Here is a 25,058-nt window from a genome sequence, read left to right as displayed (position 1 = left end):
TTCCGGCGGCTTTTTCTTTGAGAGGTAACGCGATGCATCGCGTAGTGGTGGTTCTGGCAATCCTGTGTCTTCCTGGTCCCGCTTTTTCGCAGGCGGCCGCAACCCATGCCGTCCAGGTCCTGGACCTGCAGCTTGCCATGCGGGCCGCATTGCGGGCGATCGAGGTCTGCAACGAGGCGGGTTTTCAGGCGGGGGCGTCGGTTGTCGACCGGTTCGGCGTTGAACAGGTCACCCTGCGCAGCAATATGGGCGGGGCCCATGTGGGCGAAGCCGCGCGGCGCAAGGCCTGGACCGCCGCGTCCTTCAACCTGCCGACCTCCGAACTTGAGCAGCTGAATGCCGATGGCGGCAAGGCGGATCTCGGGGCCGTTCCGGGTATCGTGCCGGTGGGAGGCGGCCTGCCCATCGTGTCCCTGTCGGGCGACCTTCTGGGCGGGATCGGTGTCTCCGGTGGCGGCAGCCGTGAAAATGAAGCCCAATGCGCCAGGGCCGGACTTGACGCGATCACCGAACAATTGAAATAACCTTCGCTGGCCCGGGCGCGACCCGGGACCGGTGGACGGGATCCAGCAGGGCATTTGGAGCAGATATGGTACAGGCGGTTTTGGGGATCATCGGCGGGTCCGGTATCTACGATCTTCCCGGTCTTGAAAACGCGGAGTGGATCGCCGTCGAAAGCCCCTGGGGCGCGCCCTCCGACCAGGTCCGTATCGGCACGATCGACGGTCTCAAGGTTGTGTTCCTGCCCCGGCACGGCCGCGGTCATGTCTATTCGCCGACCACGATCAACTACCGCGCCAATATCGACGTGATGAAGCGCTGTGGTGTCACCGACCTTCTGTCGGTTTCCGCCTGCGGCTCCCTCAAGGAAGAACATGCCCCGGGGTCCTTCGTGCTGGTGGACCAGTTCATCGACCGCACAATTGCCCGCGAGAAAAGTTTCTTCGGCACGGGCTGCGTCGCCCATGTCTCCATGGCGACACCCGTCAGTCCGAAGCTGGTCGATGCGGTCGCGGCGGCGGCCGAAGCCGAGGGGCTTGCCCACGCGAAAGGCGGCACTTATCTGGCGATGGAAGGTCCGCAATTCTCGTCCCTGGCCGAAAGCCGGCTGTACCGGTCCTGGGGATGCGACGTGATCGGCATGACCAACATGCCGGAGGCCAAGCTCGCCCGTGAGGCGGAGATCTGCTACGCGACGGTTGCCATGGTCACCGATTACGACAGCTGGCATCCCGACCACGGCGAGGTCGATATCCAGGCGATCATCAAGGTGCTGCACGAGAATGCGGAAAACGCCCAGCGGCTTGTCGCGCGCGTGGCACGGGACCTGCCGCGGGATCACCAGTCCTGTCCGGCCGGATCCGACACGGCGCTTGAATATGCCTTTCTGACCGCACCCGACCATCGTGATCCGGCTCTTCTTGCCAGGCTCGATGCGGTTGCCGGTCGGGTGCTGAACCGGACCTGAAGCCGCGAACCGAGACCAGGTGGTGCCGTCGGCAGGCGGACAAGACCTGATAAGCCCTTGTGCCGGTGTTCACGCCGGAATGCTGAAAACAGAGAGAAAGCCCGATGAGCGAACAGACGATCCAGGATGAACTTGTCGGCGCGATCCGAACGATCAAGGATTACCCGAAAGAGGGCATTCTGTTCCGGGACATCACGACGCTTCTGGGCAATGCTCGGGCCTTCCGCCGGGCGGTCGATGCCCTGGTTCAGCCCTGGGCAGGCTCCAAGATCGAACAGGTTGCCGGGATCGAGGCGCGCGGCTTTATTCTGGGCGGCGCCGTGGCGCATCAGTTGTCGGCCGGGTTCGTGCCGATCCGCAAGAAGGGCAAGCTGCCGCACGAGACCGTGCGCATCGCCTATTCGCTCGAATACGGCCTCGATGAAATGGAAGTGCACAAGGACGCGATCCGTCCCGGTGACAGGGTGGTGGTGGTCGACGACCTGATTGCGACCGGCGGGACCGCGGAAGCGGCCTGCAAACTGCTCAGATCCATGGGAGCCAATATCGAGGCGGCCTGTTTCATCGTCGACCTGCCGGACCTGGGCGGACGCAAGAAGCTGGAAGCGCTCAATGTTCCGGTGCGCACGCTCGTGGAATTTTCGGGGCACTGACGCGCGATGGCGGGAGGAGCCGGAGACAGATCCATGCGGCCGGACTTCAGCCACGCCTTCCAGCGGGATTTCGAAACCCTGTTGAAATGGCGGCGAGATGTGCGCCGGTTCCGCAGCGAGCCGCTGCCGGAAGGCAAACTCTCGCATTTGCTGGACCTGGCCGACCTGGCGCCGTCCGTCGGCAACAGCCAGCCCTGGCGGATCGTGGTCGTCGGCAACCAGGACAAGCGCGATGCGATCGTGACCGCCTTCGAGGCTTCGAACGAGCTTGCGGCGAAGACCTATGACGACGACAGGGCGCTGCTCTACCGGCAGCTCAAGCTGGCCGGCCTGAAAGAAGCGCCGGTGCATCTGGCGGTCTTTTGCGATGAGGCGCCGGAACAGGGCCACGGCCTTGGCCGCAGGACCATGCCGGAGACGCTGGCCTATTCGACGGTCAGCATGATCCACACGTTCTGGCTGGCCGCCCGGGCGGAGGGGATCGGTGTCGGCTGGGTGTCGATCCTGGATCCGGAGACGGTCGCACACACACTGCAGGTTGACGCCGGCTGGCGGCTCGTGGCTTATCTGTGTGTCGGATACCCGGAAGAGGAACATGTCGATCCGGAACTGGAGCGGGCCCGCTGGCAGGCCCGAACACCGCTGTCATCCCGTATTCTCCACCGATGAGGACTGAACATGAGTGTAGTCATCCGCCGGATCACCGACAGCGACAAGGAAGCCGTCTTCCGGCTTCTGGCCGACAGATGGGCCGGTCCGGAGATGCTGCTCGACGGCGAGACCATCGATGCATCCAGCCTGCCCGGTTTTGTTGCCTATGACGGCGACGAGCTGGTCGGCCTTGTGACCCTGATCAAGCGCGACGGCGAGTGGGAGATCCTCACGCTGGATTCCCTCAGCCGCTGGGGCGGGACCGGTACGCTGCTGCTCGATGCGGTTGTCGACGACGCGCGCGCGAACGGCATCGGCCGCCTGATTGTGCGCACCTCCAACGACAATCTCGACGCTTTCCGCTTCTACCAGCGCCGGGGGTTCCGGCTGGAGCGGATCGCGCAAGGGGTCATCGACGCGGAGCGCGAGAAAAAACCCGAGATCCCGCTGCGCGGCGATTACGGCATCGAGATCCGCGACGAGGTTCTGTTTTCGCGAATGCTCTGAGGGAGCTTTTCCGGCCTTTTTCAGTCGTTCACCGGCGCTTTGCGGCAATGGGAGGCTTTCCAAAGGTTGATTTTCTGCCGCGCGCACCCAAGGCGGCCGAAAAGAGCGTTCAAAAAGAAGCGGTGAACACCGTTCGCTTTTGTACCGCGCCCGGACTGCGGGTCGAGGACAGGTCGCAGCCTCCAGCGGTGTGTGTCTTGCCGGACGGCTGTGTGCCGTTCCGGGGAAGGCGAACCGCCGGCCGATCGCCTGCCCGGGTCAAACCGAGGAACCGAGTTGCGCTGTCTCGAAGGGCCGGCTGCTGCCTGTTCTCGGCAGCTGCCGTTTCGACAGGGCTTGGGGCAGTCAACCAATTTGCATTGCGCTGCACAATAGTTATAATTCGGCCACTCCAAGTTCCATTCCCGATCCGGGAAAAATCTCTTTTTCTCTAGTTCAGAATTCCTGAGGAGGATCATTCATGGTCGCTGCCAGATCACTTGAAACAGCCGAAGAAATTTCAGATATTGCTTTCGGTTTCATGGGGTCGAAGGCGCTTTTTTCTGCGCTTCATGTTGGTTTGTTTTCAATTCTTTCCGAAAAAGTCTTGTCACCGGAAGAAGTCGCCGAGAATTCGGAGCTCGATCTTGACCGGGCGACCACGCTTCTGACCGCCCTGACCAGTCTCGGGCTGGTGCGGAAAGACGGTGACGGATTCACCAATTCCCCGGCCGCGGAAGCGTTTCTGGTAAAGGGCCGCAAGTATGATTTCGGCGACTATCTGCGGTTCCAGATCGACAAGCAGATGTACCCCTTCCTGACCCAGCTCAACGAGGCGCTGACCGACAGTCTCGACAAGGAGCAGGTTGCTTCCTACGAGGACTGGTTCAGCGATCCGGAGGAAGCGCGGCTGTATTCACGGTCCCAGCATGCGGGATCGCTCGGGCCGGGGCGGGGACTTGCGAAACTGATCGACCTGTCCGCGGCGAAAACGCTGCTCGATGTCGGCGGCGGCACCGGGGCGTTTTCCATCTCGCTGTGCAAGGCCTACCCGGCCCTGCGTTCGACCATTCTTGATTTTCCGAATGTCGCCAGGGTGGGCGAGGAGTTCATTGCCGAGGAAGGGCTTTCGGAGCGGATCGTCTACCAGCCGGGCAATGCGCTGAAGGACCCGTGGCCGGCGCGCGCGGACGCGGTTCTGATGTCCTACCTGTTTTCCGGGGTGCCGGGCGTATCGATCCCGGGGCTTGTTCGCAACGCGTTCACGGTGCTCGCCCGCGGCGGCGATTTCATGGTGCATGACTTCATGGTCGATGAAAGCCGGGACGGGCCGAAACTGGCCGCGCTGTGGCAGTTGCAGCACACGGCGTTCAACCCGGAGGCAAGGTCGATCACAAGTTCCTATGTGGCCGGACTGATGGAAGCGGCCGGGTTCATCGATATCTCCACCGAACCGATGATTCCGGGCATGACCATGCTGGTCCATGGCCGCAAACCTGCGTGACGGCAGCAGGGGCCGATAGGCTGGAATGGGACGGCAGGGGCTAAAGTCTCACGTGCCGGTCAGGCGTTTAAGCTTTTTCGCCGCTCGACGAACACCGTGCCCTTGAATGAAAAGGCCAGCCTGCCGTCCTGGTTGACCGCCGACATGTCGAAGTGAACCAGGCCCCACTCCGGACGACTGCGGCTCTCCGTCTTGCCGGTGACGACATGGCTGTAGCGCAGAGTGTCTCCGGCGTAGACGGGCTTGATCCATTTCAGATCCTCAAAACCCGGCGAAGGGCCGAGCCGGGCCGGTGTGCGGCCCGCCGCCCGTTCGGCGTCGTCCAGGGTCTTGCAGGCGGCCACCCAGAGTTTCATGAACACCGCTGCCGTGTGCCAGCCGGAGGCGCACAGCCGCCCGAAATGAGTTCTGGCGGCCCCTTCCTCGCTGAGGTGAAACGCCTGCGGATCGTATTTCTCCGCAAAGCGGATGATTTCCTCGCGGGTGAAGGTGTGCGCCCCGAGGTCGAGCGTATCGCCAACCTCAATGTCGTCGAAGAAGGCGGTCATGCGACTGTCTCCCGTCTGGAGAACAGGATCGCGTTTTCCCAAGTGAGCACTTCGGTTGCCGACTGGTTCAGCGCGGTCACCCGCATGGTCACGATGCCGAGATCCGGTTTGCTGCGCAGGTCCTTTCTGTTCAGGACTTCGGCCTTCGCGGTCAGGGCGTCTCCCGGAAAGACCGGGTGTTTCCATTGCAATTTGCTGATCCCGGGCGATCCCATGCAGGTTGCCCTTGTCAGAAGGCCGGTCGCCAGAAGCCGCATGACCAATGCGGCGCTATGCCAGCCGGACGCGGCCAGGCCGCCCAGCAGGGAAGCCTTGCCGGCGTCTTCATCGAGGTGAAAGGGCTGAGGGTCGAACTCGGAGGCGAACTCGACGACTTCCTCCCTGGTGACGACGAGCGCGCCGAGGTCGAATTCCTGGCCCGGTGTGAAATCTTCGAAATGGAGGAGGTCGGACATGGCTTCCGGAGGTTGTCGTGGCGGGGCGGGAACGGGGAGGTCCCGCGATGGTGACGAATGGAGACGGGCGGGAAATCAGTCGTAATATATTTCGTTGTCGTCCATGTAGACATTGCTCGCGGCGCAGATGTCGATGCTGATCGGTTCGTCCAGCACTTCGGTGTCGTTTTCACCCAGCCAGCCGAGCTGGAAGATCTGGTCGCAATTGCCGGTGTCGGCGATGAAATTCGCCGTGGCGGCTTCGCCTGGTGCGAGTGCGTCGGAGAGCCAGTTGTCGCTCCAGCCGCTGCCGTCATCGGTGTAGAAGCCGACCAGGATGTTGTTGTCGGTGTTGTTGTGGATCTGAAAATAGCCTTCAGACCCCGTTCCCTGGGACAATGCGGGAAGGGACCCGGCAGCGAGGGCCGCTCCGAACAAGAGTAGCTTGATGAAGTTCATGATCTTTCCCCCCGATGGCCCACTGCCATCGCGGCCCAGTCTCAGCCGGAAGCGAAGCAAATTCAAGTGCGGCAACCGTCTGTTCTGTTCCCCGTGCCGGTTTCAGCTCGTCACGTGCTTGCGCCAGTCGTGCTCTTCTTTGAAACCCAGAACTTCGCGGATCTTGCGATTGGAAAACAGCGCCTCGTGCTCGCCCAGGTCCCGGCTGAGCGGAACGTCCGGGAAAAACCGCTTGAGGATCTCCGAATTCGGAATGTCGACCGAATTCGTATCATTGCCGGCATTGAACACCTGATAGCCGAGGCCGTCCTTCTCCAGGCACAGGTCGACGATCTGGCCGAGGTCGCGGGCATCGATGTAGCAGAAGATGTTTCTGCGGCGCTGTGCCGGATCGCGGAAAAAATCGGGAAACCGGTGATACTCGTCCGGTTCGATGACATTGCCGATCCTGAGCGCATAGATGTCGAAGCCCGACCGGCGCTGAAAGGCCCGGGCGGTCTGTTCGTTGACGACCTTCGACAGGCCGTAGCTGTCCATCGGATCGACGTCATAGTCCTCCTCGACGGGCAGCACCTTCGGATCGACCACGCCATCGGCGAAGCAGACGCCGTAGGTAGTTTCCGACGACGCTATGATGATCTTGCGGATGCCCAGCTTCACCGCCGCCTCGATGACGTTGTAGGTGCCGACGGTATTGACCTCGAAGGTGCGGTTGTCCGGATGGATCAGGATGCGCGGAACGGCGGCAAAGTGAACCACCGCGTCAAAGGCGGGCACGCCGTTGCCGGGTTCAAGCTCGTCGAAATTGGCATAGCTTGTCATGACATTGAACATCTCGCCGGAGGACGTGATGTCCGCGGTCAGGTTGTCGACGCCGGGATGGTCCAGAGGCCTGAGATCCACATTGACGACCCGATGGCCACGGTCCAGCAGGTAGGGGATGACGTGTTTGCCGGCCTTGCCGGTGCCGCCGGTGAACAAAATTCGCTTTTGAGTGGTCATAAACGGGTCCCTGTTCAGAAATGGGGGACATCAGGTCCTTCCCGGGTGACGTCAGCGCCGGTCGATGCGCCGATCTCTGCAAACAGCCATTTGCGGATGGCCAGGACCTTCATGTCATCCGCTTTTTCCGGCGAATAGACAAAGTAGTATCCAAGACCATCCAGTTCGGGGCCGAACGGTTGCGTGAGCAGGCCGTTTTCAAGAGCTTCCTGTGCGAGCACGACGCTCAGGAGGGCAACGCCCTGACCGGCAATCGCGGATTGAATAACATGACTGTCGCTTGTGAGAACAGTGCCTGCAGCCGTATCGATGTCGTCGATGCCGGCGTGGACACACCACTTGTGCCAGGTCGGTGTGAAGTCATCCTGCCGATGCCAGACGGAATGCAGCAGCGTATGGGCTTTCAGGTCATCCGATGTGCGAATACCCAGACGCGGACTGCACAGTGGAGCGAAGCGTTCCTTCATCAGCGGTTCGGCGATCAGGTTCGAAAACGGCGGGCTGCCATAGCGGATGGCACAATCCGCTTCGCCGGACCGCAGGTCTACCACCGTTTCGCAGGGTTGCAACCGCAAGGTTATGCCGGGATTCGTGATGTTGAACCCGCGGGTTTTCGGAACAAGCCATCCGCTGGCGAACGCCGTGGTCGTTGTCACCGTGACCGCTTTGCGGGCGCTGGTGCGGCGGATTTTTCCGAGCGCTTCTGTCATGGCTGAAAAGGCTTCGCGGAATACCGGGTAGAGCAGATTTCCTGCTTCGGTGAGACTGACCTGGCGAGGTTTCCGGTCGAACAGCCTTGTACCGACCGTCTCTTCCAGAAGTCTGATCTGATGACTGACGGCCGTTGGCGTCACACCCAGTTCATCGGCTGCGCGCTTGAAACTCATGTGGCGGGCAGCAGCTTCGAAGGTTCGAAGGGACGCGAGCGGAGGAAGGGAGTTCATGGATGAATTCAGTTCACTCAATTGCTGAAAAATTCGAATTTGCTGATTTGAAAATTAAATACTATCTCGAAAAAGGCAACAAAATTTGTTGCGCATAAGATGAGAATAAATCATTCAAAATCGCCTCTGCGATTGAAGGAGATGCTTCATGGCAACCCTGCTGCATATCGATTCCAGCGCCCGAACCGGCGGCTCGGATGAACACCGGTTCGGATCGCATAGCCGGAGGTTGACGCGCCGGTTCGTCAAAACCTGGAGTGAATGCCGGCCCGCAGATAGGGTAATCTACCGCGATGTGAGCGCGGACTGTCCTGCACCTGTCACCGGGCGATGGATCCACGCCGCTTTCACCAAAGCGGAAGATCGCGAGCCATGGATGCGCGAAGTACTTGCGGAAAGCGACAGGCTTGTCGATGAACTCCTGAGCGCGGACATCATACTTGTGGGCGTGCCGATGTATAATTTTGGTGCCCCGGCGCAGTTCAAGGCCTATATCGACAACATTGTCCGTGTGGGCCGGACCTTCGGGTTCGACAAGAACCGGTCAGGCGCCCCTTACTGGCCAATGGTGCCGCCGGGGAGAACACTGGTGCTGCTGTCTTCGCGGGGCGACTTCGGCTACGGGCCAGGAGGGCGGCTCGAAGCGCAGAATCACTTGGAGCCGGGGATAAAGACGCCGTTTGCCTATATCGGCATAACCGATGTCCATTCCATTGCCATCGAATTCGACGAGTTCGCGGACGAACGTCTTCTGGCGTCAATCGATTTGGCCGAGAGCCAAGTCGATGAGCTTGCCGGTCGACTGAACGTCCGTGTCGGTCAAGGTCAGGCCGAATTGGGTAAGGGCGTGTGAAAGCACAACTCTTTGCGTCCATTCTTCGGGGCCGCATTCGATGTCAGAGCGGCCAGAAGATCAGAATGGCCGGAATGGCAACGGCGAGCACCAGGATTTCGAGGGGCAGGCCCATGCGCCAGTAGTCGCCGAACCGGTAGCCGCCCGGGCCCATGATGATGGTGTTGTTCTTGTGTCCGATCGGGGTCAGGAACGCGCAGGAGGCCGCCACGGCGACGCCCATCAGGAAAGGGTCCGGATTGGCTTCGAGCGTGTTGGCGATCTGAACGGAGATCGGCGCGGCGATCAGGCAGGTGGCCACATTGTTCAGGAAATCCGACAGGGTCATGGTGACGATCATGAGAACGGTCAGCGTCACCCAGGCGGGGGCGCCCGCAGTGATCGTGAGAATGCCATCGGCGATCAGCTGCGCGTTGCCTGCCTGCTCGAAAGCCTGCCCGAGCGGGATCAGGGAACCGAGCAGGACGATCACCTTCCATTCCACCGACTGGTAGACCTCGGCGCCGGTGACGAGACCGCTGGCGGCATAGAAAATCACACAGGCGGCAAGGGCCACGGGCAGATAGGCAATGCCTGCGACCGCCGCGGTGATGGCCAGGGCGAAGCCGGCGATGGCGAGCCAGGCCTTGTTGCGCTGGATCATGCCGGTCTGGCGGCCCTCCAGCGGCAGCACACCGAGCCATTGGCTGGCATTTTCCAGCCGTTCGGGCGCACCGAGAAGCAGCAATACGTCGCCCGGACGGATCGCTTCGTGACGGACCCGTTTCTGGATGCGCCGGCCCTGCCTGGAAATGCCGAGCAGGGTCACGCTGTGACGGTTGAGCAGGCGGAGGTCGAAAGTCGACCGTCCGACGATCCGGGCATGATCGGGAACGATCGCCTCGACCAGGGACAGGGCACTGCCGTTGAGCCCGCCCTTGTGCCGTTCGGATCCGGCGAACTCCAGCTTCGCGGCGCCCATGAAGGCCTCGATTGCCTTCGGGTCGCCCTCGACGAACAGAAAGTCGCCGCTCCTGATCGGCTCGCGGCGGGCGAAGCCCCGCATGCGGCGGCCGTTGCGGATGAGACCGATGATCGCGACATCCTTGTCGTCGGCGACCGGGTAGAGGTCGCCCACCGTCAGGGCCTTGCCCTCCGCTATCTGGCCAACCTTCAACTCGGCGGAATAAAGGCTTTCGGCGAAACCTTCCTCCTTGGGCTTGTCGCGGAAATGCCGGGGCAGCAGACGCCAGCCGATCAGCGCGACAAAGGCGATGCCGCTGATGGCGACCGCGAGGCCGACCGGCGCGAAATCGAACATGGAGAAGGGCGCGCCAAGCGCGTCGGAACGGTACTGGGCGATCACGATGTTCGGCGGCGTGCCGATCAGGGTGATCATGCCGCCAAGAATGGTCGCAAAGGACAGCGGCATCAGGGACAGACCCGCCGCACGGCCGGCCTTGCGTGCCGATTCCAGATCAAGCGGCATGAGCAGCGCAAGCGCGGCGACATTGTTGATGATGCCGGAAAGACCGGCCCCGACCACGGCCATCAGGCCGATATGCTGCGCCAGACCCCGCGATGCCGACAGAAGACGCGCGGCGACAAGTTCCACCGCGCCGGAATTCATCAGCCCTTTGGAGACGATCAGGACCAGGGCGATGATGATGACGGCGGGATGGCCAAATCCGCTGAAAACCTCGCCGGAGGGAACCAGTCCGAGAAGGGCGCCGAGAATCAGGGCCGCAAAGGCGACCAGATCGAAGCGGATGCGGCCCCAGACAAGCAGGGCGAAAACGACGCCGAACAGCAGAAACAGGGCGGTTTGGTCAAATGTCACGGACGGTGGGCTCCGGCACGGATAATATCTTGAGGGTCAGATGATCATGACGCTGGTCCGATCACAAGGCCCATCGTGCGCCGGTTCGAGCGCTGTGTGAAGCGGCCGGGCCGGGATCATGCCGGCCGGTTGCGGAAGGTGCGCGCGCGGCCGGGATTGTTTGCCGAGCAGGGTGTCATGATGAGGCTGGTCCCGCGGGCCGCTGTTTTCGGAGGCCAGTGGCAGGCGAACGCGCCGGGAGCAAATGCGGCCAAGGGGCCACGGGAGCCTTGTGAAGATCGCAGCGCATTACCGGGGCCTTTCCCGAGGCAGGGGCGGTCGGCGGATCCTGGGACGTGCCGCGCTGTGACAGCGCGAACAGACCCCGCCGGCCGATGGCCTGCGGGGTCCGGAATTTCGGGAAAGCGCCGGGATCAGACCACGGTGACTTCCAGCGACGGCAGGCCGTCCACCGTTACGACGAGCTTGTCGCCGCGTTCGACCGGGCCGACACCGGAAGGGGTTCCGGTGAGGATCACGTCACCGGCGGCCAGTTCGAAATAGTCGGACAGGTAGGAGATCATTTCCGGGACCTTCCAGATCATCTGGTTGAGGTCGCCCTCCTGGCGCAGATCACCGTTGACGGTGAGCCGGATGGCACCCTTGTCCGGGTGGGCGCTTTCCGAAACGGGCACCAGCGGGGTGATCGGCGCGGATTGCTCGAACGCCTTGCCGGTTTCCCAGGGGCGGCCCATCTTCTTGGCCGCGCCCTGAAGGTCGCGGCGCGTCATGTCGAGGGAAACGGCATAGCCGTAGACATGGTCGAGCGCGGCTTCGACGGGAATGTTGTGGCCGCCGGATTTCAGCGCAACCGCGAGTTCCGCCTCGTGATGGACATCTTCCGATTTCGGCGGGTAGGGAAACTCGCTTCCGACGACAAGGTTGTTGGGGTTCTTCTGGAAGAAAAAGGGCGGCTCCTTGTCGGGATCGTGACCCATCTCGACAGCATGGGCCGCGTAGTTGCGGCCAATGCAATAAACCCGGCGGACCGGAAACCGGCTGTCCGTCCCCTTCACCGGCAAGGTTGCCAGCTCGGGCGGGGCGATCACGAATTCAGACATCAAGCACCTCTGCGTGTTTTCGTTTTTCCTGAAGGGAAGACCCTACTCGAAAATCGATCAATCACAACCAATATTTTTTTCGTCGATTTTATCTTGCAAATTCGGATTGATTCGACATTAATCGGTATATTGATCCGAAATTGATCGGTCAATTGGTTCAATTGATCGTGTGTCCCTGAAATTGGAGTTGCCCTTTCGTGTTAATCCGGCCGGAACCGTCAGACCGCAGCGAAGCGGTTCGTCTTCTGAAGGAATTCATCGAGACGCAAGGGCTTGCGCCGGGAGACAGGTTGCCGGCGGAACGCGACCTGATCGGCCAGCTCGGCATGAGCCGCAGCAGCCTGCGCAAGGCGCTGGAGTTGCTGGAACGTCAGGGCATGATCTGGCGCCATGTCGGCAAGGGCACCTTCGTTGCCGGACCGGACGGCATTGCGGACCCCGGACTGCTGACCGATATCGGCCATCAGATCACGCCGGTGAAGATGATGCGTGCCCGGCAGTGCATCGAGGCGGTGATCGCCCGGGAGGCGGCGATCAATGCCTCGCGTCAGGCGGCGGTCACGATCCGGCAGATCAAGGACAGGGCGCAGTCCGCGACCAACTGGGAAGACTACGAGACCCAGGACGACCTGTTTCACCAGGCGATCGCCGAAGCGACCGACAACATCCTGCTGCGCGCCCTGTTCGACCAGCTCAACGGTGTCCGGCGCGCCGTCGCCGTCAGCACGGTTATCCGCGAAACCACCCGGCCACCGGAAAGTCATACCAGTTTCGCGGAACATGACCGGATCTGCGCGGCCATAGAGGCCCGCGATCCCAAGGCAGCCCATGACGCCATGTGGCTGCACATCAGTTCGGTATCGGCACGCCTCTTTGGAGAAGTGTGACGCACCCCATCTTTTCAGGCGTCCAACGAGCCAAAGAAGCCGGGACGGGTACTGAAGCAACGGACCGAAAGGTTCATCACTCGGGAGGAAAACCATGAAAACACTATTGCGCAAACTGGGAGCAGCCGCGGCATCGATACCGCTCGCGATTGCCCTGATTGCCACCCCGGCGGCAGCCGCAGGCAAGATCAAGATCGCCCTGGCGGAAACGCCGTCCGACGAACTCGCGGCCTTCTTTGTCGCCCTCGACAGGGCCAAGGCCAATGGTCTCGACTACGAATGGACGGCCTTCTCCGACGAGGAACTGGCCATTCAGGCGGTCCTGAGCGGCCAGATGGACATCGGCTTCGGTACGCCCTATGCGGCCATGCAGCGCTCCAAGGCGCCTATCCGGATCGTGTTTCAGCTTTCCAAGCTGAAGTTCTTCCCGGTCACGTCCAAGAAATACAGCACGCTGGAAGACCTGAACGGCGAGCCGATCATGCTGCATTCGCGCGGCGGCGGCACGGATTCCATCGCCAACGTGATCGAGGACAAGGTCGGCATCGAGTTCGGCGACCGGTCCTACGTGCCGGGCTCCTCCAACCGGGTGGCCGCACTGATGGCGGGCCAGACGGAAGCCACGATCGTCGACCTGTCCAACAAGAACAAGGTGATGAAGATCGCCGGCGACAGGTTCAACGTCCTGCCGATGTTCGAGGTCGATGCCAGCGACGAGGCCCTGTTCGCCAATCTGGACTGGATTAAGAACAACGAGGAAGATGTCGGCATCTTCGTCAATGCGCTGCTCAGCGTGTGGCGGGACATGGCCGAAGACCCGACGATCATTTCCAAGGAAACCGACCCCAATGGGCCGATCGGGCAACTTCCGCCGGAAATCCTGGGCAATCTCGACACATTCTATGCCGATGCGGTTGCCGGAGGTCTCTACGACCCGAACGGCGGCGGCCAGATTGCGGCCAAGGCAGACCTGGAGTGGTACTCCAATGCCGGTCAGCTTGAGGGAGACCTGTCGACGCTGAATGTCGAGGACTTCTGGTATCTCAAGCCACTGGAATCCGCCACGCAATAAGTCACTCCAGCGGCCGCCCGCCAATGCCGGCGGCCGCCCATCATTCCAAATGAAAGGGAATGCGGCTTATGGTCCGTCGTTCTTTCTGGCTCAAGATCGTGTCCGCGCTGGTGCTCTTCGGAGCCTGGCAGATTGCCGGCATGATCCCGGTCAGCTACGCTTTTCCAACGTTCCTTGAATCCATGGCCGCGCTCGGCCGCATGGCCGTCGACGGCACGCTTCTTCAGGCCTATGTCGAGACGCTGCGTCCATTGGTCATCGGTATCGCCATCTCGGCGTTTCTGGGGATCGGCCTGGGGCTCTGGATCGGCCTCAGCCGCAAGTTCGAATGGCTGTTCTCACCGATCTTCATCGTCATGCAGGCCGCGCCTCTGGCCGCGCTCATCCCGCTGCTGGTGATGGCCTATGGCATCGGACTGACCTCCAAGGTCTTCGTGGTCTGCATCATGGCGATGCCCGTCATCGTGCTCAACACCGCAGGGGCTGTTCGCAACACGCCGTCCTCGCTGAAGGAGATGGGCCAGTCCTTTCTCGCCTCGCGGACCGAGGTCATCGTGAAGATCATCGTTCCGGCAGCGTCGCCGGTCATCTTCAGCGGGCTGCGGCTCGGCATTTCCGCCGGTTTCATCGGGGCCATCCTTGCGGAACTGAAAATCACGCCGACCGGGGTCGGCGACATCATCACCTACAGCCGTTCGATCGCGGACTACCCCGCCATGTACGCGGCGATCTTCTCCATCATTCTCCTGGCCGTTCTCTTCCTCAATCTGCTGGAACGGCTCGAGGTTCATCTGTTCGAAGGAAATGTCCGTGGTTATGCCTCAGATTAAAGAAGCCGTAGAAACAACAGGCGTTCCGAAAGCCGACAATGCCGTTGTGGCGCGTGGTATTTCCAAGACCTACGGCAAGGTTGAAGCGCTCAAGGACATGTCCCTGGAATTTCCGCGCGGCCAGCTCACGTCGCTGCTCGGACCGTCCGGATGCGGCAAGACCACCCTGCTGAAGATCATCGCCGGTCTTCTGAAACCCAATTCCGGCGAGATCGAGGTCAACGGCAAACCCGTCACGGGGCCGGGACCGGACCGGGCGTTCGTGTTCCAGGACTTTGCCCTGCTGCCCTGGGCCAGCGTGCTCAGGAACGTGGCCTTCGGGCTGGAACTGCGCGGGGTCGCGAAGTCCGAACGCGAAGCGATCGCGGAAAAATACATCGCGGAAGTCGGTCTGGCGGGATTCGAGAAGAGTTACCCGCACGAGCTTTCCGGCGGCATGCGTCAGCGTGTCGGTCTGGCCCGCGCGCTTTCGGTCGATGCGGATGTGCTGCTCATGGACGAGCCGTTCTCCGCGGTCGACGAGCAGACCCGGCGCAAGTTCCAAGAAGATCTCCTGAACCTGGTGCAGCTTGAAAACAAGACCTTCATCTTCGTGACCCACTCGATCGAGGAAGCGGTCTATGTCTCCGACCAGATCGCGATCCTTCTGCCGCGGCCGAGCCGTGTATCGGAAATCATCCGGCCGGCGGGTCTGCGGCACAAGAATGTCGACAACATCCGCCGGGATTTGGAATACCTGGACATCGTCGACGGCATCTGGGCGTCCCTGCGCAGCTATGTGGAATAGGAGGCCATCATGACACTTTTCGGATACCGCCTGCCCGCCATGTCCTCGCTGCTCCTGTGGGGGCTCCTGTGGGAAATCGTCGGCCAGCTGAACCTCACCTTCTTCGTCCCTCCGCTGTCTGAAGTGGTCGTGACGCTGATGTCCGTGATCGGCACGGCGCCCTTTCTGAAGGCGCTGTCGGAAACGGCCTATGCGTTTGCGGTCGGCGTTCTGGCGGCGATTGTCATCGGCATCCCGGTCGGGATCCTGATGGGCAAGAGCCGGCTGGTGGACGAGCTGCTGCTGCCCTGGGTCAACATGTTCCTGAGCGCACCGCTGACGGCCCTCGTGCCGGTGCTCATGGTGCTGTTCGGGTTCGGCATGCGATCGATCATCATCACCACGACCCTGTTCGCGATCTGGATCATCATCCTGAATGCAAGGGCAGGGGTGCTGCAGATCAACAGGTCCCTGATCGAAATGGCACGGTGTTACGGTGCCAATCCGCTCCAGGCCTTCTACAAGATCTATTTCTGGGCCGCGCTTCCCGAAATTCTGGGCGGCGTGCGTATCGGGGTGATCCGCGCGGTGAAGGGGGTGATCATCGGCCAGCTGCTGATTTCCATCGTCGGATTCGGCGCACTGTTCGAGCTTTATGCCAACAACTTCCTGATGGCCCACTTCTGGGCGGTGCTGATCGTGCTGTTCGCACTGGCCTTTTCCGTTTCGGAAGTCCTGGCCTATATGGAACGCCGGGTGTCCTACTATGCGGCCAAGCGGTAGGCCCAGGTCCTAAGACCGACCCAAGGCCCACGGCCTTGATCAACACACACCGTCCCGGCTGGTCCGCCGGGGCGGTGTCATTCGAGCCGCCCCCGGTGCACGGCCGTCAGCCGGACGCCTGATGTCGGAACGAGACGGCCCCGGGTAACGACACGCAGCCCAAACGGATTGTTGCCCGGCGAGCAGCGGGTATGTGACCTAGAACGCGAGCGGGGCGTTCTCCTTGATCTCCTTGAGAACGAAGAACGTGCGGATCTGCCGGACACCGGGCAGAGCGATCAGCATCTTGTTGTGAATGGTGTTGAAGTCGTTCATGTCGCTGACCCGGATTTTCAGCAGGTAGTCAAATTCTCCCGCAACCAGGTGGCAGTCCAGCAACTCGTTCATGCCGGACACCGCCTCCTCGAAGGTTGCGAAGCTCTCCGGGGTCGAGCGGTCAAGCACGACACCGACCATCACCAGTGTTCCCAGGTCAACGGAGGTCGGGTTGATCTGCGCTGTAACACGGGTGACGTGCCCGCCTTCAAACAAGGCCTGGGTCCGCCTGTGGCACGTCGCGGGGCTGACATTGACCGCTTTTGCGAGCTCGGCATTCGTCAATCTTCCGTCTGACTGAAGGCGGCGCAGTATGTTCTTGTCGATCCGGTCCAGATCAGTCATGGAAGATTCTTTCATTTTTGTCGTCTGTTTCTCTTATCACATGGTTTTATGGCTGAAAAACAGGAAGACAGAATGATTTTGGCGATCAATTCAGAAAGCACCTTCCGCTTTCTCTTTGCTAGGATTTCCAGACTTGAAATCAGGAGATCGCCATGTCCTTGCTCGACAAATTCGAACGCTACCCTCTCACCTTCGGAGAAACCGCCATCGAACACCTGCCGCGCCTGAGCGAAGCTGTCGGCGCGGATGTGGCGTTTCATGCCAAGCGCGACGACTGCAACTCGGGCCTGGCTTTCGGTGGAAACAAGCTGCGCAAGCTCGAATACATCGTGCCGGACGCCATCGCGAGCGGAGCCGACACGCTTGTTTCCATTGGAGGGGTCCAGTCCAACCACACGCGCATGGTGGCGGCCACCGCCGCCAAGATCGGCATGAAATGCGTGGTGATCCAGGAGAAGTGGGTGCCCCACTACGATGCGGTTTACGATCGCGTCGGCAATATCATGCTGACCCGGCTGATGGGGGCCGACAGCCGACTGGTCGAAGACGGGTTCGACATCGGTATCCGGAAGAGTTGGGAAGATGCCATTCAGTCGGTGAAGGACGCAGGCGGCACCCCCTATCCCATTCCGGCTGGTGCTTCGGTGCACAAATATGGAGCCCTCGGCTACATCGGCTTTGCCGAGGAAGTGGCACGGCAAGAAGAAGAACTCGGTTTCAGGTTCGACTACATCGTGGTCTGCGTCGTCACAGGATCAACCCAGGCAGGGATGGTCGTGGGGTTTGCGGCGCAGGACCGCGCCGACCGCGTGATCGGGATCGATGCATCGGGAACGGTCGACCAGACCCGGGCACAAGTGCGGTCCATCGTGGACAACACGGCTGAACTGGTCGGATTGGGCCGGACCGTCCTTGATGACGAAATCCACATCAATCCGGACTATGCCTACCCGGCCTACGGTGTGCCGTCGGAGGAAACCAACGACGCGATCCGTCTTGCCGCCAAGACCGAGGCGATGATGACCGACCCGGTTTACGAGGGCAAATCCATGCAGGGCATGATCGACCTTGCCAGGAAGGGCTTTTTCCCGAAGGGTTCCAGGGTGCTCTACGCCCACCTTGGTGGCGCTCCCGCGCTGAACGGCTACAGCTACTATTACAAGGATGGCTGACGGCATCTGCCTCTGCCCCAATCCATACCCTGCCCATGATACCGGAGGTCGCCCCATGTCCAGTGTGCATCTGAAAACCATCGAACAACGGCTGCTCTGGCTGTCGCACTGGATGATCCACAATGCCAATCACATCCGCCCCAAGGTGGATGGCATCAAGGTTGGCGGGCATCAGGCGTCTTCCGCGTCCATGGTCTCGATCATGACCGCGCTCTATTTCTCCGTGCTCCGGCCCGAAGACCGGGTTGCGGTCAAGCCTCATGCATCGCCGGTCTTTCACGCGATGCACTATCTGATGGGGACCCAGACGCGCGAGAAAATGGAGGCCTTCCGCGGCTATGGCGGGGTTCAAAGCTATCCGAGCCGCACCAAGGACACCGACGATGTGGACTTTTCGACCGGCTCCGTCGGTCTGGGGGTCGGCATCACCGCGCTTGCTTCAATCGTGCAGGATTTCATCAAGGCAAAGGAATGGGGCGCGGACACCAGGCTGGGCCGGATGGTGGCGCTTGTGGGCGATGCGGAAATGGACGAAGGCAACGTCTATGAGGTTCTGCAGGAAGGCTGGAAGAACGATCTTCGGAATACCTGGTGGATCATCGACTACAATCGACAGTCTCTAGATGGAATCGTACGCGAGGGCCTGTTCGAACGCATAGACAGGATATTCGATGCGTTCGGCTGGGATGTCGTCAAAATCAAATACGGGATATTGCAACGCGCGGCATTCGATGAACCCGGCGGCGAGAAGCTTCGCTCCTGGATCGATGCCTGCCCGAATGCCGAATACGCCGCGTTGACCTACATGGGCGGTGAAGTCTGGCGAAAACGCCTGATGGATGACCTGGGCGACCAGGGCGACGTCACGGCCCTTCTGGACAAACGCAGCGATGCCGAGCTTGCCGATCTGATGGAAAATCTCGGCGGCAACTGTGTGCAGACGATGGCGGAAACCTTCGCGGCCATCGATCATGACCGTCCGACCTGCTTTCTTGCCTATACGATCAAGGGCTGGGGAACTCCCATCGCCGGGCACAAGGACAATCACGGCGGTCTCATGACCAGGGCGCAAATGGCGGACTGGCAAAAACACATGGCCGTGCCGGAAGGGCAGGAGTGGGACCCCTTCGCCGCTGTCGACGATGAAGCCGGACTGAAGTCGTTTCTCGCGGAGGTTCCGTTCTTCGGAAAGGGGACGAGGCGCCATTCCGATGAAAAACTGCCTGTTCCCGGGATCGCGTTTTCGACGGATCGCGAGATTTCGACACAGGCCGCGTTTGGAAAAATTCTTGATGAGCTGTCAAAAGGCCAGAGCGATCTTGCCGCACGGATCATGACCACCTCGCCGGATGTCACCGGCACGACCGGTCTCGGGGCGTTCGTCAATCGGCGCAAGCTTTTCGCACGTCAAGCGCAAAAGGATGCCTTTATCGAGCATCGCATCCCCTCGACCGCCAAGTGGAATTTTGCCCCGGAAGGTCAGCATGTTGAGTTGGGCATTGCGGAAATGAACCTGTTTCTGCTCCTGGGGGCGGCTGGCCTGGCGCACAGCCTTTGGGGCAAGCGGATCATACCGATCGGAACGGTCTATGACCCGTTCGTTCATCGCGGTCTGGATGCCCTGAACTACGCCTGCTACCAGGATGCCCGTTTCATGATCGTCGGAACGCCATCGGGAGTAACGCTCGCGCCGGAAGGCGGCGCGCACCAGTCTATCGGAACACCCCTGACTGGAATGGCCCAGGACGGTCTGGCGAGTTTCGAACCGGCATTTGCGGATGAACTCGCCGTGATCATGGAGTGGGCGTTTGATTACCTGCAGCGCGACGGCGGGAGCGATCCCGACGAGCGCACGTGGCTTCGGGACGAAACCGGTGGCTCTGTCTATCTTCGCCTGACAACAAAGCCGCTGGAGCAACCGGGCAAGCGCGTTGATGACGACTTTCGCCAGGGTGCCATTGACGGTGCGTACTGGCTTCGCAAGCCTGGACCGAACTGCGAAATCGTCATTGCCTATCAGGGCGCCGTCGCCAATGAGGCCATCGAAGCCGCGGGACGCCTGGCCGAGACCCATCGGGATATCGGGGTGCTTGCGGTTACGTCAGCCGACCGGCTGAATGCGGGCTGGACGGCCGCGCAGCGCAGCCGCGCGCGCGGCAACCGACAGGCGACCTGCCATGTCGAAAAACTGCTGTTTGGCCTCCCCGGCCACTGCAAGGTCCTGACCGTGCTCGATGGCCACCCCGCCACGCTGTCATGGCTGGGGGCTGTGGCCGGGCATCGAACCATTCCGCTCGGGGTCGAGCACTTCGGACAAACGGGAACAATCGCCGACCTTTATGCCCATTTCGGCATCAATCGTGATGCCATCGTGGAAGAAGCGCGCAAGGCGTTGCCGACCGGCCCGGAAATCGCCCAATCCATGGGGGCCGCAACCAGGGTGTGAACTCTTGTTCCTGTCACGGCCCTTGATCCATGGTGCCCGGTGAAGGGCAGCATCAGCCCGGATGCGCTCCGGCGCGGCGGCGATATCTCGTCAGGTGTTGAACTTGAACAAGAGGACGTCGCCGTCCTTGACGACATATTCCTTGCCTTCGTCGCGCGACTTGCCGGCTTCCTTGGCGGCGGTTTCGCCGCCGAGGCCGACATAATCGTCATAAGCGATGGTCTGGGCCCGGATGAATCCGCGCTCGAAGTCCGTATGAATGACACCGGCCGCTCCCGGCGCCTTGGTGCCCTCGGTGATGGTCCAGGCACGGGTTTCCTTCGGGCCGGCGGTGAAATAGGTGATCAGGCCAAGCAGGTCGTAGCCGGCGCGGATCATGCGGTCGAGGCCGGGCTCTTCCAGACCGATGGTCTCCAGGAATTCTTCCTGTTCTTCCTTGTCGAGCTGCGAGATCTCCGCCTCGATGGCCGCGGAAATCACCACGGCGACCGCGCCTTCCTGCTTCGCGCGTTCAGCGACCTTTTCCGACAAGGCATTGCCGGTTCCGGCCGAGGCTTCGTCGACATTGCAGACATAAAGCACGGGCTTGGATGTCAGAAGGTTCAGTCCCTGCAGCAGACGTGCCTCTTCCGCGTCGGCCACCTGCAGCAGGCGCGCGGGCTTGCCGTCCTGCAGGAGGGCGAGGGCGCCTTCCATGATCGGCAGCAGCACCTTGGCTTCCTTGTCGCCGCCACCGGCTTTCTTCTTCAGCGGTGCGATGCGCCGCTCGAGGCTTTCCATGTCGGAAACCATCAGTTCGGTTTCCACCGTCTCGGCATCGGCCAGCGGATCGATCGTGCCTTCCACATGGGTGATGTCATCGTCCTCGAAGCAACGCAGCACATGGGCGATGGCATCGACTTCGCGGATATTGGCGAGAAACTGGTTGCCGAGGCCTTCGCCCTTGGACGCGCCGCGCACGAGGCCGGCAATGTCGACAAAGGTGATGCGGGTCGGGATCACTTCCTTGGATCCGGCCACCTCGCGAATGGCGTACAGACGTGGGTCCGGCACCGCCACCTCGCCGGTGTTCGGCTCAATGGTGCAGAACGGATAGTTGGCAGCCTGCGCGGCCGCGGTCTTGGTGAGCGCGTTGAAGAGCGTGGACTTGCCGACATTCGGCAGTCCGACAATGCCGCACTGAAAACCCATGGGAGTTCGCTTTCGATCTGGTCTGAAACTGTTGCTGGGCTACATGCCCGAGCGCAACGGGCAGGTCAAGGCTTAGCGCGGGCAAGGCCGGGATCCGCGGCCAAAGCCAGGCGGCTCGGAGCTGCAAAAAGGGCCGCCGGTTCAACCGAGGGCGTTCTGCGCTTCCTTCCGATCCGGCATCGGGTATACTCACCGTAATTTTCAGGACGACTGTTTTTCGGGAATATAAAGCGGCATGATCTCCAGACATTTGAAGTCGGGGCCTTTGACTGCAGGCCGGGTCCGGTTTACCGGGATGCTTGCGGCCGCGCTGGCCCTCTGGATCTCCGGCCCCGTTGGCACGGCAACGGCGCAGGGCTTCGATCCGGGCAGCCTGACAGGGCTTTACGGGGACAGCTCCATCGATCCGGCTCTTCTGGAGAATGTCGGCCGGACCACCGTCACCCGGGCCTATATTCCCGACGCCATCGACCTGTCGCCGCTGATGCCGCCGCCGCTCCTGCAGATCCACGGCAGTTGCGTCTCCTACGCCGTCGGCTACGCGATGCGCGGTTATTACGCCGCTCTGGAAAACAATGTCTCGCCGGGCAGCCGGTCGTTCACGCCGAGCCCGGCTTTTCTTCATTCCCAGATCCGTAATAGGAACGAGGCCTGCGAGGCGGCGGGCAGCCATGCCTTTTTCGCCATGTCCTATTTCAAGGGGCGGGGTGCGCCCGATCTGGATGCCATCCCCGATGTGGCCATGTGCTCGGAACGTGTCGAACGGCCCTCGGCCGCACCGGACAGGTTCCGCATCCGCGATTTCCAGTTCATCTATGTCGTGGAAAGGGACCGGCGCAGGCCCAGTCGCCGGGACCTGGATGCGATCAAGCAGCAACTGGCCGCCGGCCATCCGGTTGCCGTCGGTTTCCGGATGTTCGACGTGGTGCCGTCGGCGCGAACACCCGACGGCGTGACGCTGCAATACCTGAAGGCCGGCGAAATCTATCAGGGATCGCTGGGGCGCAATGCGGGACCGTCCGGCGGCCACCAGATGGTGCTGGTCGGCTATGACGAGCGCCGACAGGCATTTCTGGTCCAGAACTCCTGGGGACCGTACTGGTCGGGCGACGGGTTCGGCTGGATCAGCTATGGGGCCGCGCTTGCGGACATGCGCAATGCCTCGGTCATGCGCACCGGAATCCGGCCACCACGTCCGGTGCCGGGCATGTCGCGCACCGACCGTGGCAACGAGGTTGCCTTCGCCGAAGACAATTGCAGCCGCCTCTACGTGACGGAAGAGGTTCCGGGCGGGATGCCGCTGCTCGGGGGCTTCGTCAGCAGCCAGGCGGCGCTGGCAAAGCTGAGCGAGGACTTTCCACCCGAGCAGATCCGGAAAGTCGACGTCCGGCCATGGCCGGTCTGCGAAGTGCTCAAGACCCTCGACCGTCCGCTGGCGGAACCCTCCCGGCCGACCATCCGCCTGCACGGCGGCAGCGCCGACTTGAGCTATGGCGACTCGCTGGCCTTCGAGGTCACCGCGCCGGACTTCGCAGCCTTCCTTTACATCATCTACATCCAGGCGGACGGCACGGTGGTCAATCTGCTGCCGCGGCGCGCTCCGGTCCGGCGGCAGGTCGGCTTCGGCGAAACCTTCGTCTTCGGCGATGGCCGGCAAGGACGCCAGAAGTTCACCGTTCAACCGCCCGCCGGCTCGGAAGCCATCGTGGTGATCGCCGCGCGCAGTCCGATTGCCCAGCTGGAAGATCTGGAGGACGGCGGCAGCGGCCAGTTCTCCATGCCTGTGAGTGTCGAGGGCGGCAGCGCCATGGCGGACGACCGCTATTTTCTGACCGCCTTGCGTGCGGGCATGAGGGAACGGCCGGAAGAAACCCGGCTTCCGCGCGAGATTTCAGCGGCTGTGCTGCATCTGACCATTCGGGACCAGTAATGAACGAGGTTGCTCCCATGCGGTTCTTCATCGAACGAGCTTGTGCACTGTCACTTCCGGCTTGCCGGCCGATGCTGATCGCGGCGGTGTTGCTGGTCGGGCTGCTGGTGGTGCCCGCTCCCCCGCAGGCCCAGACGGTGACCAGCGAGGAGATCATCCGCGCGTTGTTGCCGAACGGCGGCCAGGGCACGTCCAGGTCGCTCCGCAAAAAGGAACCGCATCCTTACAGGGGCATCAATATCGAGGGGCAGTTGCCGCCGGAAGCGGAGCTGCCGCGCATCAATCTGACGGTCAATTTCGAATTCGATTCCGCGTCGCTGACCAATGACGGCATTCTGACCCTGCAGGCGCTGGGAGGCGCCCTGAAGGATCCGCGGCTGAGGAACATGCGCTTTCAGATCGCCGGGCACACCGACCTGCGCGGCACGGCGGCATATAATCTGGACCTGTCCAGGCGCCGGGCGTTCATGGTGGCCGAATTCCTCGCCGCCTTTTTCAGCATTCCCCGGGAACGGCTGGTGCCGGTGGGCTATGGCGAGAGCCGGCCCGTGGACCGCTACAACCCGGACAGCGGCCGCAATCGCCGGGTGGAGATCATCAACGTCCAGCCGTTGTCGTGAGAGCCGGCCGGAATTGAACGATCAGTCGCCACCGCCGAGAAGTTTTTTCAAAATGTCGGCCATGGGCCCCGATTTGGGCGCGCTGACGGTCTTCGGCGGGCGGGCCTGGCGGATGTGGCTCTGGCCTTTGGGCTTCGCCGTCTCGGGTGAGCCGTCTCTGGCCGGCGCGGGTTTGTCCTTGCGGCGGGCCTTTTCCGGCTCCAGGGCCAGGGTCAGCTTGTTGGCGAACTGACTGTCCTTGCCCTCTGCCAGCAGACCGGCGTTGTCGGCGACTTCCGCCAGCAGAGGCTCCAGCCAGTCCCGGTCCACCTTGGCAAAATCGCCGAGCACGTGGTTGGAGACCAGTTTCTTGTCGCCGGGGTGGCCGATACCGAGGCGCAGGCGCCGGTAGTCCGTGCCGATATGGGCGGAGATTGACCGCAGCCCATTGTGGCCGCCATGGCCGCCGCCCTGTTTCATGCGGAATTTGGCCGGGGGCAGGTCGAGTTCATCATAGAGCACGACGATGTCTTCCGGCTCCAGCTTGAAGAAACGAATGGCTTCCCCGACGGAGCGGCCGGATTCGTTCATATAGGTGGAAGGCTTCAGAAGCAGGACCTTTTCCGCGCCGAGACGGCCTTCGGATACCTGACCTTGAAACCGGGATCGCCAGGGCTGGAAGCCGGCATGGCGGCGGTGGATCTCGTCTACGGCCATGAAGCCGATATTGTGCCGGTTGCCCGCGTGTTTCGCACCCGGATTGCCAAGGCCGACGATCAGTTTCATGGCATGCCTTCCAAG

At 61.7% G+C, this 25,058-nt stretch carries 26 protein-coding genes; 16 read left to right on the top strand and 10 right to left on the bottom strand.

The genetic code is table 11. The annotated features are described in order from the left end of the window. Positions 1 to 32: 32 nt before the first annotated feature. The 6 genes from WNZ15_RS23455 to WNZ15_RS23430 all read left to right on the top strand — a co-directional run bounded on the left by WNZ15_RS23455 (position 33) and on the right by WNZ15_RS23430 (position 4,762). The gene (locus tag WNZ15_RS23455; protein ID WP_342895461.1) at positions 33 to 524 is read left to right on the top strand and encodes a heme-binding protein; all 492 of its coding nucleotides are present in this window, start codon (positions 33 to 35) and stop codon (positions 522 to 524) included. A gap of 65 nt (positions 525 to 589) precedes the next feature. Then, positions 590 to 1,468, top strand: coding sequence for an S-methyl-5'-thioadenosine phosphorylase (locus WNZ15_RS23450; protein WP_342895460.1), 879 nt, complete (start codon positions 590 to 592; stop codon positions 1,466 to 1,468). A 104-nt stretch (positions 1,469 to 1,572) separates the two neighbouring features. After that, positions 1,573 to 2,121 carry an adenine phosphoribosyltransferase gene (locus WNZ15_RS23445; protein ID WP_342895459.1) on the top strand — a complete coding sequence of 183 codons (549 nt, stop codon included), beginning with the start codon at positions 1,573 to 1,575 and terminating at the stop codon, positions 2,119 to 2,121. 33 nt (positions 2,122 to 2,154) lie between these two features. After that, positions 2,155 to 2,790 (top strand): 5,6-dimethylbenzimidazole synthase, encoded by a 636-nt coding sequence (bluB, locus tag WNZ15_RS23440; RefSeq protein ID WP_342895458.1) that lies wholly within the window; start codon positions 2,155 to 2,157, stop codon positions 2,788 to 2,790. A gap of 9 nt (positions 2,791 to 2,799) precedes the next feature. Next, a complete protein-coding gene (locus WNZ15_RS23435) occupies positions 2,800 to 3,279 on the top strand; it encodes a GNAT family N-acetyltransferase (protein WP_342895457.1) in 480 nt (159 codons plus the stop codon). A gap of 460 nt (positions 3,280 to 3,739) precedes the next feature. Continuing rightward, positions 3,740 to 4,762 carry a methyltransferase gene (locus WNZ15_RS23430; protein ID WP_342895456.1) on the top strand — a complete coding sequence of 341 codons (1,023 nt, stop codon included), beginning with the start codon at positions 3,740 to 3,742 and terminating at the stop codon, positions 4,760 to 4,762. Between the two features lie 59 nt (positions 4,763 to 4,821). Here WNZ15_RS23430 and WNZ15_RS23425 read toward each other — a convergent pair whose 3' ends face one another. The 5 genes from WNZ15_RS23425 to WNZ15_RS23405 form a co-directional block, all read right to left on the bottom strand. Then, entirely contained in the window at positions 4,822 to 5,310 is a 489-nt protein-coding gene (locus WNZ15_RS23425) for a MaoC family dehydratase (protein WP_342895455.1), read from the bottom strand. Then, on the bottom strand, positions 5,307 to 5,765 hold the full coding sequence (locus tag WNZ15_RS23420) for a MaoC family dehydratase (RefSeq protein WP_342895454.1): 459 nt from the start codon (positions 5,763 to 5,765) through the stop codon (positions 5,307 to 5,309). Before WNZ15_RS23420 ends, WNZ15_RS23425 begins: the two co-directional genes overlap by 4 nt. 75 nt (positions 5,766 to 5,840) lie before the next feature. After that, a complete protein-coding gene (locus WNZ15_RS23415; protein ID WP_342895453.1) occupies positions 5,841 to 6,203 on the bottom strand; it encodes a hypothetical protein in 363 nt (120 codons plus the stop codon). 102 nt (positions 6,204 to 6,305) lie between these two features. Continuing rightward, positions 6,306 to 7,205, bottom strand: a complete 900-nt coding sequence (locus tag WNZ15_RS23410) for an NAD(P)-dependent oxidoreductase (protein WP_342895452.1) — start codon at positions 7,203 to 7,205, stop codon at positions 6,306 to 6,308. A gap of 14 nt (positions 7,206 to 7,219) precedes the next feature. After that, the gene (locus WNZ15_RS23405) at positions 7,220 to 8,149 is read right to left on the bottom strand and encodes a LysR substrate-binding domain-containing protein (protein WP_342895451.1); all 930 of its coding nucleotides are present in this window, start codon (positions 8,147 to 8,149) and stop codon (positions 7,220 to 7,222) included. Between the two features lie 148 nt (positions 8,150 to 8,297). On the opposite strand from WNZ15_RS23405, the gene WNZ15_RS23400 reads away from it, so the two are divergent. Next, positions 8,298 to 9,002, top strand: a complete 705-nt coding sequence (locus tag WNZ15_RS23400) for an NAD(P)H-dependent oxidoreductase (protein WP_342895450.1) — start codon at positions 8,298 to 8,300, stop codon at positions 9,000 to 9,002. A 43-nt stretch (positions 9,003 to 9,045) separates the two neighbouring features. Here WNZ15_RS23400 and WNZ15_RS23395 read toward each other — a convergent pair whose 3' ends face one another. Together WNZ15_RS23395 and WNZ15_RS23390 are read right to left on the bottom strand one after the other, a co-directional pair. Then, a complete protein-coding gene (locus WNZ15_RS23395; protein ID WP_342895449.1) occupies positions 9,046 to 10,821 on the bottom strand; it encodes an SLC13 family permease in 1,776 nt (591 codons plus the stop codon). Positions 10,822 to 11,234: 413 nt separating this feature from the next. Then, the gene (locus WNZ15_RS23390) at positions 11,235 to 11,921 is read right to left on the bottom strand and encodes a fumarylacetoacetate hydrolase family protein (RefSeq protein ID WP_342895448.1); all 687 of its coding nucleotides are present in this window, start codon (positions 11,919 to 11,921) and stop codon (positions 11,235 to 11,237) included. Positions 11,922 to 12,118: 197 nt separating this feature from the next. On the opposite strand from WNZ15_RS23390, the gene WNZ15_RS23385 reads away from it, so the two are divergent. From WNZ15_RS23385 to WNZ15_RS23365, 5 genes are all read left to right on the top strand, one after another. Beyond that, the gene (locus WNZ15_RS23385; protein WP_342895447.1) at positions 12,119 to 12,808 is read left to right on the top strand and encodes an FCD domain-containing protein; all 690 of its coding nucleotides are present in this window, start codon (positions 12,119 to 12,121) and stop codon (positions 12,806 to 12,808) included. Positions 12,809 to 12,902: 94 nt separating this feature from the next. Continuing rightward, positions 12,903 to 13,880 carry an ABC transporter substrate-binding protein gene (locus tag WNZ15_RS23380; protein WP_342895446.1) on the top strand — a complete coding sequence of 326 codons (978 nt, stop codon included), beginning with the start codon at positions 12,903 to 12,905 and terminating at the stop codon, positions 13,878 to 13,880. A 68-nt stretch (positions 13,881 to 13,948) separates the two neighbouring features. Beyond that, the gene (locus WNZ15_RS23375; RefSeq protein WP_342895445.1) at positions 13,949 to 14,710 is read left to right on the top strand and encodes an ABC transporter permease subunit; all 762 of its coding nucleotides are present in this window, start codon (positions 13,949 to 13,951) and stop codon (positions 14,708 to 14,710) included. Next, the gene (locus WNZ15_RS23370; RefSeq protein WP_342895444.1) at positions 14,697 to 15,497 is read left to right on the top strand and encodes an ABC transporter ATP-binding protein; all 801 of its coding nucleotides are present in this window, start codon (positions 14,697 to 14,699) and stop codon (positions 15,495 to 15,497) included. The genes WNZ15_RS23375 and WNZ15_RS23370 overlap by 14 nt, the downstream gene beginning before the upstream one ends. A gap of 9 nt (positions 15,498 to 15,506) precedes the next feature. Beyond that, positions 15,507 to 16,259: an ABC transporter permease subunit gene (locus WNZ15_RS23365; protein ID WP_342895443.1), complete on the top strand. Its 753-nt coding sequence runs from the start codon at positions 15,507 to 15,509 to the stop codon at positions 16,257 to 16,259. A 198-nt stretch (positions 16,260 to 16,457) separates the two neighbouring features. On the opposite strand, the gene WNZ15_RS23360 is transcribed toward WNZ15_RS23365, so the two are convergent. Beyond that, positions 16,458 to 16,934 (bottom strand): Lrp/AsnC ligand binding domain-containing protein, encoded by a 477-nt coding sequence (locus tag WNZ15_RS23360; RefSeq protein WP_342895442.1) that lies wholly within the window; start codon positions 16,932 to 16,934, stop codon positions 16,458 to 16,460. Between the two features lie 137 nt (positions 16,935 to 17,071). Between WNZ15_RS23360 and WNZ15_RS23355 the strand changes: the two genes are divergently transcribed. Both WNZ15_RS23355 and WNZ15_RS23350 read left to right on the top strand, forming a co-directional pair. Next, positions 17,072 to 18,091, top strand: a complete 1,020-nt coding sequence (locus WNZ15_RS23355) for a 1-aminocyclopropane-1-carboxylate deaminase (RefSeq protein ID WP_342895441.1) — start codon at positions 17,072 to 17,074, stop codon at positions 18,089 to 18,091. A gap of 55 nt (positions 18,092 to 18,146) precedes the next feature. Beyond that, positions 18,147 to 20,537, top strand: coding sequence for a 1-deoxy-D-xylulose-5-phosphate synthase N-terminal domain-containing protein (locus tag WNZ15_RS23350; RefSeq protein ID WP_342895440.1), 2,391 nt, complete (start codon positions 18,147 to 18,149; stop codon positions 20,535 to 20,537). Between the two features lie 90 nt (positions 20,538 to 20,627). Here WNZ15_RS23350 and ychF read toward each other — a convergent pair whose 3' ends face one another. Next, positions 20,628 to 21,728: a redox-regulated ATPase YchF gene (ychF, locus tag WNZ15_RS23345; protein ID WP_342895439.1), complete on the bottom strand. Its 1,101-nt coding sequence runs from the start codon at positions 21,726 to 21,728 to the stop codon at positions 20,628 to 20,630. A gap of 235 nt (positions 21,729 to 21,963) precedes the next feature. On the opposite strand from ychF, the gene WNZ15_RS23340 reads away from it, so the two are divergent. Together WNZ15_RS23340 and WNZ15_RS23335 are read left to right on the top strand one after the other, a co-directional pair. Beyond that, positions 21,964 to 23,658, top strand: coding sequence for a DUF4384 domain-containing protein (locus tag WNZ15_RS23340; RefSeq protein WP_342895438.1), 1,695 nt, complete (start codon positions 21,964 to 21,966; stop codon positions 23,656 to 23,658). Beyond that, on the top strand, positions 23,658 to 24,278 hold the full coding sequence (locus WNZ15_RS23335) for an OmpA family protein (RefSeq protein WP_342895437.1): 621 nt from the start codon (positions 23,658 to 23,660) through the stop codon (positions 24,276 to 24,278). Before WNZ15_RS23340 ends, WNZ15_RS23335 begins: the two co-directional genes overlap by 1 nt. A 21-nt stretch (positions 24,279 to 24,299) precedes the next feature. On the opposite strand, the gene pth is transcribed toward WNZ15_RS23335, so the two are convergent. Next, positions 24,300 to 25,043, bottom strand: a complete 744-nt coding sequence (pth, locus tag WNZ15_RS23330) for an aminoacyl-tRNA hydrolase (RefSeq protein WP_342895436.1) — start codon at positions 25,041 to 25,043, stop codon at positions 24,300 to 24,302. Between the last annotated feature and the right edge of the window lie 15 nt (positions 25,044 to 25,058).

This window comes from Roseibium sp. AS2 (assembly GCF_038900065.1).
GTDB lineage: Bacteria > Pseudomonadota > Alphaproteobacteria > Rhizobiales > Stappiaceae > Roseibium.
Note: the sequence above shows the minus strand (reverse complement) of the source record. Positions and strands in the feature narration are given on the sequence as shown.